Annotated in this window: 14 protein-coding genes and 4 tRNA genes; 10 read left to right on the forward strand and 8 right to left on the reverse strand. The window is 61.2% G+C overall.

Annotated features, from left to right (window positions below; all coding sequences use genetic code 11):
- Position 1 precedes the first annotated feature (1 nt).
- Positions 2-661 (reverse strand): transglutaminase-like domain-containing protein, encoded by a 660-nt coding sequence (locus HKK54_RS00585; protein WP_169385897.1) that lies wholly within the window; start codon positions 659-661, stop codon positions 2-4.
- Positions 662-852: 191 nt separating this feature from the next.
- Between HKK54_RS00585 and HKK54_RS00590 the strand changes: the two genes are divergently transcribed.
- Together HKK54_RS00590 and HKK54_RS00595 are read left to right on the forward strand one after the other, a co-directional pair.
- Entirely contained in the window at positions 853-3300 is a 2448-nt protein-coding gene (locus tag HKK54_RS00590) for an acyl-CoA dehydrogenase (RefSeq protein ID WP_010166374.1), read from the forward strand.
- 74 nt (positions 3301-3374) lie between these two features.
- Positions 3375-3782: a PA2817 family protein gene (locus HKK54_RS00595; RefSeq protein ID WP_003217220.1), complete on the forward strand. Its 408-nt coding sequence runs from the start codon at positions 3375-3377 to the stop codon at positions 3780-3782.
- Positions 3783-3976: 194 nt separating this feature from the next.
- On the opposite strand, the gene HKK54_RS00600 is transcribed toward HKK54_RS00595, so the two are convergent.
- A complete protein-coding gene (locus HKK54_RS00600; protein ID WP_010166367.1) occupies positions 3977-4909 on the reverse strand; it encodes a LysR family transcriptional regulator in 933 nt (310 codons plus the stop codon).
- A 91-nt stretch (positions 4910-5000) separates the two neighbouring features.
- Between HKK54_RS00600 and HKK54_RS00605 the strand changes: the two genes are divergently transcribed.
- A complete protein-coding gene (locus HKK54_RS00605) occupies positions 5001-5627 on the forward strand; it encodes an alanyl-tRNA editing protein (RefSeq protein WP_169389227.1) in 627 nt (208 codons plus the stop codon).
- On the opposite strand, the gene HKK54_RS00610 is transcribed toward HKK54_RS00605, so the two are convergent.
- Both HKK54_RS00610 and HKK54_RS00615 read right to left on the reverse strand, forming a co-directional pair.
- Entirely contained in the window at positions 5628-7202 is a 1575-nt protein-coding gene (locus HKK54_RS00610) for an alkaline phosphatase D family protein (RefSeq protein WP_169385898.1), read from the reverse strand.
- Positions 7199-7774 (reverse strand): GNAT family N-acetyltransferase, encoded by a 576-nt coding sequence (locus tag HKK54_RS00615; protein WP_169385899.1) that lies wholly within the window; start codon positions 7772-7774, stop codon positions 7199-7201. The genes HKK54_RS00610 and HKK54_RS00615 overlap by 4 nt, the downstream gene beginning before the upstream one ends.
- Positions 7775-7963: 189 nt before the next feature.
- On the opposite strand from HKK54_RS00615, the gene HKK54_RS00620 reads away from it, so the two are divergent.
- The 7 genes from HKK54_RS00620 (at position 7964) to HKK54_RS00650 (ending at position 14366) form a co-directional block, all read left to right on the forward strand.
- A complete protein-coding gene (locus HKK54_RS00620) occupies positions 7964-8371 on the forward strand; it encodes an ExbD/TolR family protein (protein ID WP_010166361.1) in 408 nt (135 codons plus the stop codon).
- Between the two features lie 2 nt (positions 8372-8373).
- Positions 8374-9111 (forward strand): energy transducer TonB family protein, encoded by a 738-nt coding sequence (locus HKK54_RS00625; protein WP_169385900.1) that lies wholly within the window; start codon positions 8374-8376, stop codon positions 9109-9111.
- A gap of 24 nt (positions 9112-9135) precedes the next feature.
- Positions 9136-11418: a TonB-dependent receptor gene (locus tag HKK54_RS00630; protein ID WP_010166358.1), complete on the forward strand. Its 2283-nt coding sequence runs from the start codon at positions 9136-9138 to the stop codon at positions 11416-11418.
- A gap of 25 nt (positions 11419-11443) precedes the next feature.
- Entirely contained in the window at positions 11444-12091 is a 648-nt protein-coding gene (locus HKK54_RS00635; RefSeq protein ID WP_010166356.1) for a MotA/TolQ/ExbB proton channel family protein, read from the forward strand.
- Between the two features lie 57 nt (positions 12092-12148).
- A complete protein-coding gene (locus HKK54_RS00640; RefSeq protein ID WP_010166354.1) occupies positions 12149-13366 on the forward strand; it encodes a phospholipase D-like domain-containing protein in 1218 nt (405 codons plus the stop codon).
- Between the two features lie 131 nt (positions 13367-13497).
- Positions 13498-13824 (forward strand): hypothetical protein, encoded by a 327-nt coding sequence (locus HKK54_RS00645; protein WP_010166352.1) that lies wholly within the window; start codon positions 13498-13500, stop codon positions 13822-13824.
- Entirely contained in the window at positions 13821-14366 is a 546-nt protein-coding gene (locus HKK54_RS00650) for a hypothetical protein (RefSeq protein ID WP_169385901.1), read from the forward strand. Before HKK54_RS00645 ends, HKK54_RS00650 begins: the two co-directional genes overlap by 4 nt.
- 99 nt (positions 14367-14465) lie before the next feature.
- Here the strand turns inward: HKK54_RS00650 and HKK54_RS00655 are convergent.
- The 4 genes from HKK54_RS00655 to HKK54_RS00670 all read right to left on the reverse strand — a co-directional run bounded on the left by HKK54_RS00655 (position 14466) and on the right by HKK54_RS00670 (position 14879).
- A tRNA-Gly gene (locus HKK54_RS00655) sits at positions 14466-14541 on the reverse strand.
- A 3-nt stretch (positions 14542-14544) separates the two neighbouring features.
- Positions 14545-14620 (reverse strand) — tRNA-Glu (locus tag HKK54_RS00660).
- 104 nt (positions 14621-14724) lie between these two features.
- Positions 14725-14800, reverse strand: a tRNA-Gly gene (locus HKK54_RS00665).
- 3 nt (positions 14801-14803) lie between these two features.
- Positions 14804-14879, reverse strand: a tRNA-Glu gene (locus HKK54_RS00670).
- Positions 14880-15157: the final 278 nt, after the last annotated feature.

The raw sequence follows: 15157 nt of genomic DNA on the forward strand, positions 1-15157 counted from the left end.
ATCACGTCCGGCTTAAATCACTCTGCATGTCCCCCAACAGGATCGGCATCTGCTCGCCAAACAGGTGCGGGTAACATTTCTGAATGTGGGCGAAGAAGAATTCCTCGGGTACCTCGGCAAATTGCCCATGGTCCACCACGTATTCCATGGAGCGCAGGCCCTTGCGATTGAAGGCGTGGAAAACGCTGTCGTGGATGCCGTCGAAATCCAGCGGCGGCACATCGAACAGTTCGCACAGTTGCTGGTTGAATGCGGGCGTAGCCTTCACCCAACGGCCGTCCAGATACAGCTCGGTATAGCCATGCATGGCAAATACGTCACTTCTGAGCAGCTCGATCAAACGCGGCGTGGACAGGTGATTGCGCACGTCGGCCAGACCGATGCGCGCCGGGATCCCGCAGTGCCTTGCACACGCCGCCAACAGCGTCGCCTTGGGCACGCAATAACTCTCGCCGGCGGCCAATGCAAAGCTGCCGCTGAGGGTTTGCGGGTCGCGGCTGAAGGTGTAGGGGTTGTAGCGCACCGCCTCGCGCACGGCGTAGTAAAGACTGACTGCCTGGTCACGGGGCGCGGTACTCGAACCGCGATGTTTTTCGGCGAACTCCACCACCGCAGGGTGGTCACTATCGATGAAGCGGCCGGGATTCAAGTACGCATTCATGAGGTTAATCTCCGAGGCAAGCCTGGAGTCTAACCACAGGCCTGACCCAGGGATAACGACGATTCGGCCAAATGTCGGCGCCTGGTGGTGATCGTCCCCGGCACACCACGTAACACCCTCGTCACCCTGCTTTTTCGGATGCCGACTAAGCTCAGAGGTGATTTCGCACCTGGTTTCACGGAGGATTGAATATGCTGTTGTTGTGGATACTGGTTCTGGTGGTCGGCGTTGCCTACCTGGCACACCGGCGCACTGCGCCCCTGCCCGCCATTGGCGTGGTGGCCGTCTACCTGCTGGCGATGGGCGCCTTCAGCCACGCACCAGGCTGGTTGCTGCTGATCTTCTGGGTGCTGATCGCCCTGGTGGCCGCCCCGCTGCTGCTGCCCGACCTGCGCCGCAAGTACTTCACCGCACCGCTGTTCAACTGGTTCCAGAAAGTCCTGCCGCCGATGTCCGAGACCGAGCGCGACGCCATCGACGCCGGCACCGTGTGGTGGGACGGCGAGCTGTTCAGCGGCCGCCCCGACTGGGACAAGCTGCTGGCCTATCCCAAAGCGCAATTGACCGAAGAAGAACAAGCCTTCATCGACGGCCCCACGGAAGAACTGTGCGCCATGGTCACCGACTGGGAAATCGGCCAGGCCATGGACCTGCCGCCCGCCGCCTGGGAACACATCAAGCAGCACGGCTTTTTCGCCCTGATCATCCCCAAGGAGTTCGGCGGCAAGGGTTTCTCCGCCTACGCCCACTCCCAGGTCGCGATGAAGCTGGCGACCCGCAGCGGCGACCTCGCCTCCACCGTCATGGTGCCCAACTCCCTGGGCCCCGCCGAATTGCTGCTGCATTACGGCACCGATGAACAACGCAACCATTACCTGCCCCGCCTGGCCCGTGGCGACGATATCCCGTGCTTTGCCCTGACTGGCCCGCTGGCGGGCTCCGATGCGGGCTCCATGCCCGACACCGGGGTGATCTGCAAAGGCGAATGGGAAGGCAAGGAAACCCTTGGCCTGCGCCTGAACTGGGAAAAACGCTACATCACCCTCGGCCCGGTAGCGACCTTGCTCGGCCTGGCGTTCAAGGCCCATGACCCGGACCACCTGCTGGGCGACGAAGAAGACCTCGGCATCAGCCTCGCGCTGATCCCCACCGACACCCCGGGCGTTGAAATCGGCCGCCGCCACCTGCCCCTGGGCGCCGCGTTCATGAACGGCCCCAACTCCGGCAAGGACGTGTTCATTCCCCTGGACTTCCTGATCGGTGGCCAGGAGATGCTCGGCAAGGGCTGGATGATGTTGATGAACTGCCTGTCGGTAGGCCGTTCGATTTCCCTGCCTGCCGTCGGCACCGGCGCGGCCAAGTTCACCAGCCTGGTGACAGGCCAATACGCCCAGGTGCGCGAGCAGTTCAACGTACCGCTTTCGGCCTTCGAAGGTATCCAGGAAGCCCTCGCCCGCATCGGCGGCAACGCGTGGCTGATGGACAGTGCCCGGATGCTCACCGCCAACGCGGTCGACCTGGGGGAAAAACCCTCGGTACTGTCGGCGATCCTCAAGTACCACCTGACCGAACGCGGTCGCGAGTGCATCAGCCATGCGATGGACGTGCATGGCGGCAAGGGCATCATCATGGGCCCCAACAATTACCTGGGCCGCAGCTGGCAAGGCGCACCGATCTTCATCACCGTGGAGGGCGCGAATATCCTCTCGCGCAACCTGATGATCTTCGGCCAGGGCGCGATTCGCTGCCATCCGTTCGTGCTCAAGGAAATGGCCCTGGCCGGTCGTGAGGACCATGACCAGGCGCTGAAGGAATTCGACGGCCTGCTGCTGCAACACATCGGGTTTGCCGTGAGCAACGCTGCCAGCACCCTGGTGCTGAACCTCGGCTTTGGTCACTTCGAAAAGGCCCCGGGCAACCGTTTGAGCCAGGGCTATTTCCGCGCACTCAACCGCCAGGCCGCTGCGTTTGCAATGCTGGCGGACCTGAGCATGATGCTGCTGGGCGGCGAATTGAAACGTCGCGAACGCCTGTCGGCACGCCTTGGTGATGTGCTGAGCCACATGTACCTGGCATCGGCTGCGCTCAAGCGTTATCACGACCTGGACTCGCCAGACCACCTGGAACCACTGTTCGCCTGGGCCATGGAAGAGAGCCTTGGCCACTCCGAGCGTGCACTGGATGAACTGCTGACCAACTTCCCGAGCAAGGTGTTGGGTTGTCTGTTGCGGGTGATCGTGTTCCCGTTCGGCCGCCGTCATAAAGGCCCGTCCGATGCACTGGATGCCGAGGTGGCCGCAGTGCTCGGTCGCGCCAAGGGTGACCCGACACTGGAAGCGGTGCTGGCGGGCTGCTATCGCCCACAGTCCGCAGAAGATCCGGTGGGCGCCTTGCAACATGCATACGACCTGCTGGCCGACAGCCATCCGTTGCAGAAAAAACTCCACGAGGGCCTCAAGAGCGGCCAGGTCAAACCGACCGCTGGCGAACACGCCATCGACGCCGCGCTGCATGCCGGCGTGCTGCAACCGGCCGAGGCGCAGACCCTGCGTGACGCTGAAGCGGCGCGACGCAAGGTGATCGACGTGGATGATTTCAGCAAGGAAGAGCTGAGCCAGGCTGAGGGAAAAGTCCGCTGAACCCAGCGGTCATATAAAAACGGGCGCTTGAGCTATATACTCTCGCGCCCGTTTTGCTCTTGAGGACTTATCTCGTGTCCAATGTCGTTGCCGATCATCTCGTCTTGCTCGACCACCTGCGCAGCATCCTGGTTGCCGTCGGCGAAGCCGAACAGGTTCCCGAGGAAAGCCACCTTCTGTTCCTGGAGCGCTTCGATGAACTGCGCGCCCTGCTGCCGATCGACCCGATCGAAAGCCAGTACCTGGGCCAGGACATGATGAGCCAGGTCATCCTGCGCTACCCGCAAATTGCTCACCTGGTGCCGCGCGACCTGCTGTGGTTCTTCGGTGGCGATTGCCTGCACTTTATGCCCGACGACGAACTGGACCTGTACCAGGCCCTGGAAGAGCGTCGCTTCGAAGCTGAACAAAACGACGAACCGTTCGACTGGAACCAGGAAAAGCAGTTGTTGGCCATGTCCAACGACCAGCCCAAGCACTGATCTGTAATGTGCTGAGGGGCTTACTGTGGTGAGCGGGCTTGCCCCGCGCTGGGCTGCGAAGCAGCCCCCCATCAAGATCACATCATTCTTTCAGACAGATCGAGGCGGCAGGCTTTAGGGCCGCTTCGCAGCCCAGCGCGGGGCAAGCCCGCTCACCACAAAAACCGCCTCATCACAAAAAGCCGCCTCGGCACCTACCGCTTATGCAGCGTCGGCTCTTTAGCCATGCACTCCACCAGATAATCAATAAACACCCGCAACTTCGGCGGCAAATACCGCGTCGGTGAATGCAGCAACCACGCATCCCCGTGGTACGACGCAATAAAATCCCACCCCGGCAACACCTGCACCACGTCCCCCGCTTCCAACGCATGCCGCGCCGTGAAATACGGCAAGCTACCCATTCCCACATGCTGCAATACGGCATCCAGCCGCACCCCGGTGTGATTGGCTGCATAGCGCCCGCGCACGCCCACCGTCACCGCCTTGCTGCCCTGACGAAATTTCCAGCGCGCATCTCCGGGCGTCTCCCCGAGGTAGATGCAACTGTGCTCCAGCAAATCATGGGGATGCTCTGGCGTACCGTGCTCAGCCAGGTACTGCGGCGTGGCGCAGACCAAGTGGTCGATGGGCAGCAGTTGGCGCCCCACCAAGCCCGGCGGCGGGCTGTCGGTGATGCGAATGCTCAAGTCGACATTGTCATCAATCAGGTCCACATGCCGGTCCTCAAGGATCAACTGCACATCAACCTTGGGATAACGCCGCAGAAACTCCGGCATATGCGGGTGCACCACAAAGCGCCCCACCGCCTTGGGCACGCTGACCCGCACCAGCCCTTCGGCCTCGTGGGTGTATTGCCCGCTGATTTCCATCACCGAGCGCGCAGCACTGACCATTTCCTGGCAGCGCTTGAACACTTCCTCCCCGCCTTCGCTGAGGCGCAATTTGCGCGTGGTGCGTTGCAGCAGGCGCGTCGCCAGGGCCTTTTCCAGGCGCGAGATGCTGCGGCTCACGGAGGACGGCGATGCCCCCAGTTGCCGCGCGGCTTCGGAGAAGCTGCCGGTTTCCACCACCTTGACGAAAATCGCCATTTCGCCCAGCAGCGGCAAGGGAAGATTGATGCTCATGACGCACAAGTCCATTGAGATTTGAACGGATTATCACCCATTGGCGCACTTCTTATACTGCCCGATAGAAACCCTGATGCGGATGTAAATGATGACCCAGCGCCTGTTCTTTACCCATGACCACCTGAATGCCGAACTTGAAGTGCTGGGATGCACACCCTTTGATGACCAGTTTGCGGTGATCCTGCAGTCCACGATCTTCCATCCCCAAGGTGGCGGCCAGCCATCCGACACCGGCTGGCTGGGGGAAAGCCAGGTATTGAAGGTGGTGCAGGAAGGCGATCGTGTCGTGCACTACGTCGACCGCCCCGTGGCAATCGGCCCCATACCGGCACGCGTCGATGAAGAGCGCCGCACCCTGCACACGCGCCTGCATTCGGCCGGGCATCTGATCGGCAATGCCGGCGAAACCCTGGGCTGGATGCCGATCAAGGCCCATCACTGGCCGGGCGAAGGCAAGATCACGTTTATTCGCGGTACCTCGGCTCAAGCGATGGACGCCGAGGCGATTCAACAGAAAGTTGATCAATGGGTCGCGGCCAACCTGCCACGCCATATGACACTGGATGAAGGCACCCGGAAAGTGGGTTTTGGCGAGCTGCCGGCCTATGCCTGCGGCGGGACGCATGTGCAGGCCTTGGGGGACGTAGGCCAGGTGAAGATCCTGGCCCTGTCCGAGAAAAAAGGGGCGCTGTCGGTGCGCTACAGCCTGGACTGACTAAACCGCAATAGCCCCCGCCCTGCCCGGCTCCACCGCAAATGACTTGAGGGTCGAGACACTGGCATGTGGATCCCGGGGATCGGAAATCACCCGGAAGTTCGTCAGCATATTCGTCTCCTCGAGTGCCACCGACACGTAGCCGCGCTGGCGGCTGTCGAAGAACTTCACATGAGGGTTCAACGGCAAAATTGAGTTGAACGCCTCAAACGGCGGCCCGTCGGAGGTCACCGACGTGCCGACGAACTCGGTGGCGATAACTCGTGAGTCGGGGTTATTGGCATAGGCGTGCAGGTCGGTGGTCCAGAATGAGTGAATATCGCCGCCCCAGAACACCGGGTTACTCACGCGCCTGCGCTCGATAGACGCCAGCACCCGCTCGCGGGTTGCGATATAGCCATCCCAGCCATCTGTCCAATGGCCCAGTGCCTGGCTCTGGGGGTCACGCTGAATCAGCGGCGCCACCAGCAGGTCCTGGGCGATCACGTTCCACTGTGCCCGGGACTGCGCAAACCCTTGGTCCAGCCACGCCTCTTGCTCCCAGCCAAGCATCGTGCGCCGGGGATTGCGCAGGTCAATGCAGCTGTCATCCGCGATATGCCCCTTGCGACTCCCGTTCGCCGAAATACACGGCTGCTCGGAACGATACTGCCGGCCGTCCAGCACGTGGAAACGTGCCAACCGCCCGTAGTCCAGGCGCCGATACACACGCATGTCCGGCCCTCGCGGCAGGCTGCTCGCCCGCAGCGGCATATGTTCATAGAACGCCTGGTAGGCCGCCGCCCGCTGCTTGAGAAACGCCGCCACGGGGACGTTCGGGTCCTGGGACCACTGGCTGGCGTAGTCGTTTTGCACTTCGTGATCGTCCCAGGTCGCCACGCTGGGCGCCGCGGCATGCAGCGCCTGCAAATCCGGATCGGTCTTGTAGAGGGCGTAGCGGTTGCGGTAATCCGCAAGGCTCAGCGCATTGCCGCTGCCGTGGGAGCGAATGACCTTGCCGGAATCAGCCGCGTAGGAACTGTCGTAGATGTAGTCACCGAGGAAAAACACCAGGTCCGGCTGCTCGGCGGCCAAATGCCGATAGGCGCTGAAGTAGCCGCGCTCCCAATGGGAACAGGAGACAAAACCCAACCGGGCCGACGCCATGGCATGCACCGCTGGCGCCGTGCGCGACTGGCCTACCGGGCTTTGCGCGCCGAGGCCTTCAAACTGGTACCAGTAAGGCCGGCCTGCTTCCAACCCGGCGACTTCCACATGCACCGAGTGGGCGAAACGCTCGCTGGCCATGACCTCACCCCGGCGCACGATCCGCGTCATCGCCGCATCACTGGCCACCTTCCAGCGCACCGGCACCGCGCGACCCAATCCACCACGGCCGTCTGCGGCATTGAACAAGGGCGCGAGGCGCGTCCAGATTACGAAACCGTCCGGCAATGGATCGCCGGAAGCCACACCCAGGGTGAAGGGATAGTCGATGCCCGCACTGCGGGCGAACGGGCTGAGAATCGAAAACGCCGTGGCAACCGCCAGGCCGCCCAGGACCCGACGGCGACCTGGGTCTGGCAGATGACTCATAGCGGGTACTCGCGGGAGTCGAGCGGGTTCTGCCAATCCTTGCGCACTACGCCGAACAGCGACAGGTCTTCATAAACCCCATTCTTGAGGAAGGCGCCTGGCTGGCAGCCCTCGTAACGCAAACCGATTTTCTCCATCACCCGGGCCGACGCTCTATTACGGGTAAAACACTGCCCTCCGATACGGTGCAGCGCCAATTCGCTGAAGCCAAAGTGCATCAGCCCACAGGCAGCTTCGGCAGCGTAGCCACGGTCACGGCAGTCCGCCGCCACCCATCCACCCAGCAGCCCACTGTGATGATTGGCAGACAGGCGAATGCTGACCATCCCCACCAACCCCTCGGTTTCCCGCAGGTGAATGCCGAGGCCCAGCGCCGTCCCCGAACGATACTTTTCTTCAAGTTCACCGATAAAAGCGTGGGCCACTTCAAGGGTATAGGGCGACGGGATGGTCGCGGTATTTTCGGCAATCAGCGGCCCGCTGGCCAGGGTGCAGAGCACCTCGGCCTGGTCCTTGTGTAACGCTTTCAACACCAGTCGCGGGGTGGATAAAAAAGGCAGCGCAACGCTCATGACAGAGGGCTCGGGAAATAAATTCTCCCAGAATGTACGCGCTCCGTGTCAGTTTAATTACGTACATAAATAATCCGAATGTCCGCTTAGGAGTGCCGTAATAGAGCCTTAAAAGCTTAAATTAATGTTAACCATTCGGTCATTTTTCGTTGCTAGCGTGTCGCCCCTAATCAACAACGGGGTAGCGGCATGAGAACTTGGGATGAACCCAAAAAGCGCAAGGCACACATCGAACTGATCCCGATGATCGACGTGATGATGTTTCTTTTGGTGTTTTTTGTACTGGTGAGTTTGAACGTGATTCCCGCCCTGGGCATGAAGACACAATTGCCGAGCGCCAGCAGTTCGCAGCAGCTCAAGCCACAAAATAAATTCATCTTGACCCTGGGCCTGGAAGGTCAGCTGCAGCTCGACGGCAAGGAGATCACCGTCGACGCGTTGGTGCCTGCGCTCAAGTCGGCAGAGAAGCCTGATACCAAGTCGACCATCATCGTCAACAGCGACAAAGGCGTGGAAGTGGCCCGCCTGGTTGAAGTCATGGACACCCTGCGCCTGGGTGGCTTTACCTCCGTCTCCATCGCCACGAAAAAGTCCTGATCATGTATGCCTTGTTTCGTGCGCGTCGGCTGCTGGGCAGTGTCCCGGCCCTGATCGCCCTGGTGCTGATTGCACTGGGTATCCAGTCCCAACCCCTGAAAATCCAGCCGCAGTACGACGAGTCGGCGGTTGAACTCGCCCTGGTCGAGCCCGAGCCGGAAGTGGTCCCCGAGCCTGTGGTGGAAGAGCCACCGCCACCACCGCCGGTGATCGAAGACGAAGAGGCCGAGCCTGCCCCGCCGCCTCCACCACCCAAGCCGGTGCCAAAACCACTGCCAAAACCGGAGCCCAAGCCTAAACCCGTGCCCAAGCCGGTGGCCGCCAAGCCAACACCAACGCCTGCGCCAGCCCCGGTTATCGCCAAACCTGTGCAAGCGCCCCCCGCCCCGACACCGGCACCCGCCGCGCCACCGGCGCCGCCAAAAGTCGATGGCCAGGCACTGGAAGGCGGTTACCTCAAGGGTTTGCGCAACGAGCTGGACACGTACAAGCAATACCCCACCGGGCGCCAGGCGTCCCTCGAACGCCCGAGTGGCGAGGTGGTGGTCTGGTTAATGGTGGACCGCCAAGGCCGCGTCCTCGACTCCGGGATCCAGACCCCGGCGCCGAGCATGCTGCTCAACCGGGCCGCCACCAACAGCCTGCGCCGTATCAAGCAGGTGAAACCGTTCCCCGAACAAGCCTTCGGTGGACGTAACGAGCAGCGCTTCACCGCCACCTTCAACTACAGCGTGCAATAAGCACACACCACCAGGACGACAGTGATGAAGTTCACCCGGATTCATCTGGCACTCGTTGCCGCGACGAGCATGACCCATGGAGTGGTCATGGCAGACACCAGCGACAGTGACGTCGGGACCATTGGGGTACAGGGCAAGGCAACCGCGGGGGGCGGTTACATGGTCCAGGAAGAGAGCGCGAAGGGCCGCTCGACCATCACCAAGGAAGCGTTGGACAAACAGACCGCCACCGGCAACGCGATCGACAAGCTCAAGTACACCCCGGGCCTGAACATCTCCAGCGAAGACAACACCGGCCTCTCGGGTTTCCGCTTCACCATGCGCGGCATGAACTCCGACCAGGTGGGCATGTCGGTGGACGGCATGCCGATCAACGACTCCGGCAACTACGCGCTGTACTCCAACCTGTTGGGCGACCCGGAAAACATCGACCAGATCTTCGTGACCCAAGGCTCGTCGGAAGCCGACGGCCCGCACATCGGTTCCAGCGGCGGCAACATCGGCATCGTGACCATTCGCCCCACCAAGGAAACCGGCGCCTTCGTCAAGCAAGTGGTCGGCAGCAACGCCACCCGCAAGACCTTTGCCCGCCTCAACACCGGTGAAGTCAACGGCCTGAGTAACTGGCTGTCGGCCTCCCACACCGAAGGCCAGATGTGGCGCGGCTCGGGTGCCGTGCGTGCCGACAAGGTGGAGTGGAACAGCTTCTTCGACGCCGGCAACGGCAACACCGCCAACCTGATCCTCAAGTACCACGAGCAGGACAACAACAGTTACAGCCAGTTGACCAAGGCCCAGTTCCAGCAGTACGGCCGCAAGTACGACCCGTACCCGGCGACACCGGCAGTGGGCGCCAACGGCAAGGTCAGCAGCTACTACGACCTGGCACAGAACCCGTTCCAGACCTTCACCGCCGTGCTCAACACCCAGTACAAGCTGAGCGACAACCTGTCCCTCTCGGTGATCCCGTATTACTACTACGGTAACGGCAGCGGCGTGGGCTCCTCCGCCTATGCGCTGAACAGCGGCTCGAACAAGGGCGGCGTGTTCGACCTCGGCAACCTGCCGACGCAGGCTCAATACAACGCCGACGGCTCCTCCACCACCGGCGTCTACTACCGCCCTTCGCGCACCCAGACCTGGCGCCCGGGCATCACCACCAAGCTGAACTGGGACCTGGGCGACCACAGCCTGCAATTCGGCTACTGGTACGAACGCGCCCGCCAAAGCCAGACCCAACCGTTCATTGCCCTCAAGAACAATGGCAAGCCGAGCGACACCTGGCCTGATGGCAACTCCGTAGTCGACGCCAACGGCAACACCGTGCAGGGTCGCGACCGCTACACCGTCACCCCGGCGCAAAAAGTCTGGACCCAGGACACCTGGTACATCAACTCGGACTGGACGCTGATTGCCGGTATCGCCTACATGAACGTCGAGCGTGACGGCACCAACCACGGCAGCCTCACCGAACAACCGGGCAAGGCCAGCCAGACCTACAACAAATTACTGCCCAACGCCGGCCTGAAATACCAGCTCGACGAGCGTGACCAGTTGTTCTACAGCCTGTCGCGCAACATGCGTATTCCGCAAAACTACGTGCTGTACGACAAAGGCGTCGGCTCCCTCGACTCCAAGCCGGAACTCAGCTGGAACCAGGAACTGGGCTGGCGCTACACCGGCGAAGACAGCACCCTCGCCGCCACGCTGTTCTACATGCAGTTCAAGAATCGCCAGCTCACCTCCCTGGACAGCAACGGTGATTCCGCCGACATCAACGCCGGCACCGTCATCAACAAAGGCCTGGAGCTGGAGTGGAGCGGCAAGCTGCCGCACAACTTCAACTACTACACCTCCTACACCTACACCAGTTCCAAGCAGCAGGATGACCTGACCGTCTACAGCGCCGGCAAGCCGATCGTATTGCCCACCAGCGGCAAGCAGTTCGCCAACGTGCCGACCAACATGCTCGCAGCGAACATCGGGTATGACGACGGGCGCTTCTACGGCACCTTCGGCGGCAAGTTCACCAGCAAGCTCTACGGCGACCTGACCAACGACGAAGCCATCTCCGCCCGCACGATTTTCAACCTCGGCGCCGGTATCTACCTGCCGGTGGACAAAAAAGTGGTCAAGGACGCAACCCTGCGCCTGAACGTCGACAACCTGTTCGACAAGAAGTACCTGGACGGCGTGTACACCACCAAGACCAACTCGGCGAGCTACAGCGGTTTCCGCGATGGCGACCCGGCTTACATCGTTGGCCTGGACCGTACCGTCACGGTTTCCCTGGAAGCGAATTTCTGATTAATCACCTGAGAGGAAAACACTCATGGACATGAACCTGCTTCACCAAATCACCTTTTATGTGATGTACGCCGCGCTGGCGATTGCGATCTTTATCACCATCGAACGGGGCATCTACTTCGCCTACGTGCGTCGCCAGGCCCGCGCGCTGACCGAAGTGCTGGGGGCCAACGTGCACAGCGAACGCGACCTGCCGGAAAACCTGACCCGCCGCGACAGCCTGCCGCTGAGCATGGTGCTGCCGATCCTCGCGCAGAAGGCTTCCCATGGTTCGCGCAAAGACCTGGACGACGAAATCGAAACCCAGTACCTCAAGACCCGCGCGCCGCTGTCCCGCAGCCTGTGGATCATCGAAACCATCACCACCGCTGCACCGCTGCTTGGCCTGCTGGGCACCATCCTCGGCATCATCGACACCTTCAAGGCGCTGGCCAGTGCCGGCGTGTCCGACCCGGGCCAGATTTCCGGTGGTATCGGTACGGCCTTGTTCGCCACCGGCCTGGGTATTGCCATCGCCCTGTTCTGCGTGGTGTTCCACAACTTCTTCCAGGACAGCCTGGAACGCATCAACGACCAGCTGAAAATCCTGCTGATCCGCGCCGCAACCGGTGCCCGCGTCCAAGGTGAAGTGCCGCATCTGGTGCCGACCCCGCTGCACAGCCGCACTGCGTGACCTTTCAGGGCGGGCGCCGTTTGCGCCCGCCCTTTCTTTTTGCCCGATGAGACGCCTATGTCCATATCGCTGAAGCTACGTATCGCCGGCCTCGCAGGCCTGCTCCTCAGTCCGCTTGCCCAGGCGGACTTTTCAATTCCGGGGTTTGAGTTGGTGCACACCGTGCCGGTGGACACCCAATTGGGGACGGCGGACCTGCGCCAACCCGGCCCCGTGTGGATCGAGCTGTTCGACGGCGCGAAAAGCCGCATCGACATCGGCCAGTTTTACGCGGCGGACCATCCTGGCTCGGTGATGGACACGGTGATTGAACACCTGGAAGCCGCCGGCAAACGCGGGGTGAAAATTCGCTTCCTGCTGGAAGAAAAAGGCGTGCGGCTGTCGGAAGCTTCCACCCTGGAACGTCTGAAAGCCATTCCCAACCTGACCTTCCGCATTCTGCCCTACGGCAAGCTGAGCGGTGGGATCATCCACGCCAAATACATGGTGGTGGACGGCAAGCAGGCGTTTATCGGCAGCCAGAACTTCGACTGGCGCTCGCTGGAGCATATCCACGAAACCGGGCTGCTGATCAGTGATGCCAACGTCGTCGCCCAGACCCAGGCGATCTTTGACCAGGATTGGCAGGCCCAGGCGGCGCTGACCGATAACAAACCCGTCGCCCTGCCCGCCGCAGGCGCTCTACCTGCGCGCACCGGCAACTATCTGGTAGCCAGTCCCCAGCGTTACAACCCGCCTGGCGTGGGCGACTCACAACTGGAACTGCCACGCCTGCTCGGCGAGGCGAAAAAGGAAGTGCGGGTACAACTGCTGGACTACGCGCCGCTGTCCTACGGGCCCGACAGAACCCGGCCTTACTATGCGGTGATCGACAACGCGTTGCGTGCAGCGGCGGCGCGCGGGGTGTCGATCAAGTTGATGGTGTCCAACTGGAACACCGAAGCGCTGGAATTGCCGTACCTGAAAAGCCTGGCAGTGCTGCCGAATGTCGAGATCAAGATCGTCACCCTGCCCGAGGCCAAGCAAGGGTTCATTCCCTATGCGCGGGTGATTCACAGCAAGACCATGGAGATTGACGGGCAAGTGGCATGGGTGGGTACCAGTAACTGGCTGGGGGGTTATTTCGATAACTCGCGCAATCTGGAAGTGGTGATGCGCAGTGAAGCAATGGCCAAGCGTGTGGGAGATTTACACGAGCAGTTGTGGGATGGGCCTTATGCCAAAGCGCTGGACGTGACGAGCGAGTACCCGCAGCCGCATCCGGGCAAACCTTGAACCCTTGCCCGCAAACGGCATGACTTTGCGGGCAATGTCACATTGCCAGATATGAATGTTGCACTTTTCCGCCATTACGCTGACCAACCCTGCATATTCGCCGATCAATACTCAGGGATGGAGAGCAGGGAATGAACAACACACGCAATGGACTGTGCGGTGCCGCGCTGGCTTGGGCGGCCCTCGGGCTCGGCGGCTGCGCCAACTCGATGACCACCACCGGTGAACCGGGGGTAAAGATGGGCGACAGCTATGAGCAGGTGCTTGCCGTGGTCAGCCGCAACAATACGGTGACCAGGCAAGTCGACGGGAAGGGATTCCGGGCCGAGGGGTATTCGGCGATGTTCAAGGATTGCCGCTCCAAGTACTTCATCTTCCAGGGCGCCGACGGCCTGCAACAAGTGCGCTTTGAACCGGCGCCGCAGTTGTCGCCCAGCCAGAACTGCCGCCCGTCATGAGGGCGTTACGAGTTGCCCCCGCCCTGCTCCTGATACTGCTCACCGGCTGTGGCCAGGTGTATAACGTCCGCTCCCTCAACACCGCGTATACCGCGCCGCCGTCCGCCGAGACGGCGCGCTTGCGCATTATCAGTGACGGCATGGTGCGCGCGGTGCCCGGACGTGATTGCCTGGACTGGAATGTGCCGGGCGCTGGCGTGATGGTGTCCGCCAAATCCGGCTTCGCCGATCGCAATGGCGCAAGCCTGGGTATGCCGGGGCCGATTTATACGTGGGACGGTGCAGTGTCGTCCGAACTGGTGATCCCGGCGAATACGCCCATCGCCTTTCATTACCTTGGGTTACCGAACGTTGGGCGGCAATGTTTCAACACCATGACCTTTATCCCCAAGCCCGGCATGGATTACATGGTGCGCGCATCCCTGTCCCGCAGTTGTGCGTTCGAGCTGGCGGAACTGCCGAAGGGCGCCGAACGATGGAGTCCGATTGAACCGACGCCGTCGGGAAGGCTGTCGATGTGCCACGCGATGGATAACTTCTAGGGATTCAGGTGCGACGTGGCTCCAGGCGTTGCGCCCCGGCCCATAAAAAACCCACAAACAAAAACGCCGATCATTGCTGATCGGCGTTTTCGTTAAATATGGAGCGGGAAACGAGACTCGAACTCGCGACCCCGACCTTGGCAAGGTCGTGCTCTACCAACTGAGCTATTCCCGCAAATGGCGTCCCCTAGGGGACTCGAACCCCTGTTACCGCCGTGAAAGGGCGGTGTCCTAGGCCACTAGACGAAGGGGACACGCTACTGAAACACATGGTGTGTATTTCAGTGCCCAGAGATTAAATCCGAAGATTATGCCCTGGTTTCACTCAGTGCCGCCCGAGAGCAACACTGCTTAAATTTGGAGCGGGAAACGAGACTCGAACTCGCGACCCCGACCTTGGCAAGGTCGTGCTCTACCAACTGAGCTATTCCCGCATATGGCGTCCCCTAGGGGACTCGAACCCCTGTTACCGCCGTGAAAGGGCGGTGTCCTAGGCCACTAGACGAAGGGGACACACGTACAACATTCACTCCCTACCGCGTTTCGCTGTGTGCTTTACGCTGTAAGTGGCGCGCATTCTATGGATGGATTGGGAGGTCGTCAACCCCCAAGGATAAATTTATTTAAATCAATGACTTCGCCGTGGTTTACGGGGGTTGCAAGGGTTTCTCGCCGTCCAGGCTTTGACGCCTATATTCTGGCGTTCGACAAGGCGCTATAGTTCGCCACAGCAAATGATGGCAATGTGCATCTACGCAGGGACTGCCCAGCTATATAGAAGAAACTACTGA

Source organism: Pseudomonas sp. ADAK13 (genome assembly GCF_012935715.1).
GTDB lineage: Bacteria > Pseudomonadota > Gammaproteobacteria > Pseudomonadales > Pseudomonadaceae > Aquipseudomonas.

Coding starts and splice junctions, on each gene's coding strand:
- HKK54_RS00585 (WP_169385897.1), bottom strand. CDS start 661: ATGAATGCGTACTTGAATCCCGGCCGCTTCATCGATAGTGACCACCCT.
- HKK54_RS00590 (WP_010166374.1), top strand. CDS start 853: ATGCTGTTGTTGTGGATACTGGTTCTGGTGGTCGGCGTTGCCTACCTG.
- HKK54_RS00600 (WP_010166367.1), bottom strand. CDS start 4,909: ATGAGCATCAATCTTCCCTTGCCGCTGCTGGGCGAAATGGCGATTTTC.
- HKK54_RS00605 (WP_169389227.1), top strand. CDS start 5,001: ATGACCCAGCGCCTGTTCTTTACCCATGACCACCTGAATGCCGAACTT.
- HKK54_RS00610 (WP_169385898.1), bottom strand. CDS start 7,202: ATGAGTCATCTGCCAGACCCAGGTCGCCGTCGGGTCCTGGGCGGCCTG.
- HKK54_RS00615 (WP_169385899.1), bottom strand. CDS start 7,774: ATGAGCGTTGCGCTGCCTTTTTTATCCACCCCGCGACTGGTGTTGAAA.
- HKK54_RS00620 (WP_010166361.1), top strand. CDS start 7,964: ATGAGAACTTGGGATGAACCCAAAAAGCGCAAGGCACACATCGAACTG.
- HKK54_RS00625 (WP_169385900.1), top strand. CDS start 8,374: ATGTATGCCTTGTTTCGTGCGCGTCGGCTGCTGGGCAGTGTCCCGGCC.
- HKK54_RS00630 (WP_010166358.1), top strand. CDS start 9,136: ATGAAGTTCACCCGGATTCATCTGGCACTCGTTGCCGCGACGAGCATG.
- HKK54_RS00635 (WP_010166356.1), top strand. CDS start 11,444: ATGGACATGAACCTGCTTCACCAAATCACCTTTTATGTGATGTACGCC.
- HKK54_RS00640 (WP_010166354.1), top strand. CDS start 12,149: ATGTCCATATCGCTGAAGCTACGTATCGCCGGCCTCGCAGGCCTGCTC.
- HKK54_RS00645 (WP_010166352.1), top strand. CDS start 13,498: ATGAACAACACACGCAATGGACTGTGCGGTGCCGCGCTGGCTTGGGCG.
- HKK54_RS00650 (WP_169385901.1), top strand. CDS start 13,821: ATGAGGGCGTTACGAGTTGCCCCCGCCCTGCTCCTGATACTGCTCACC.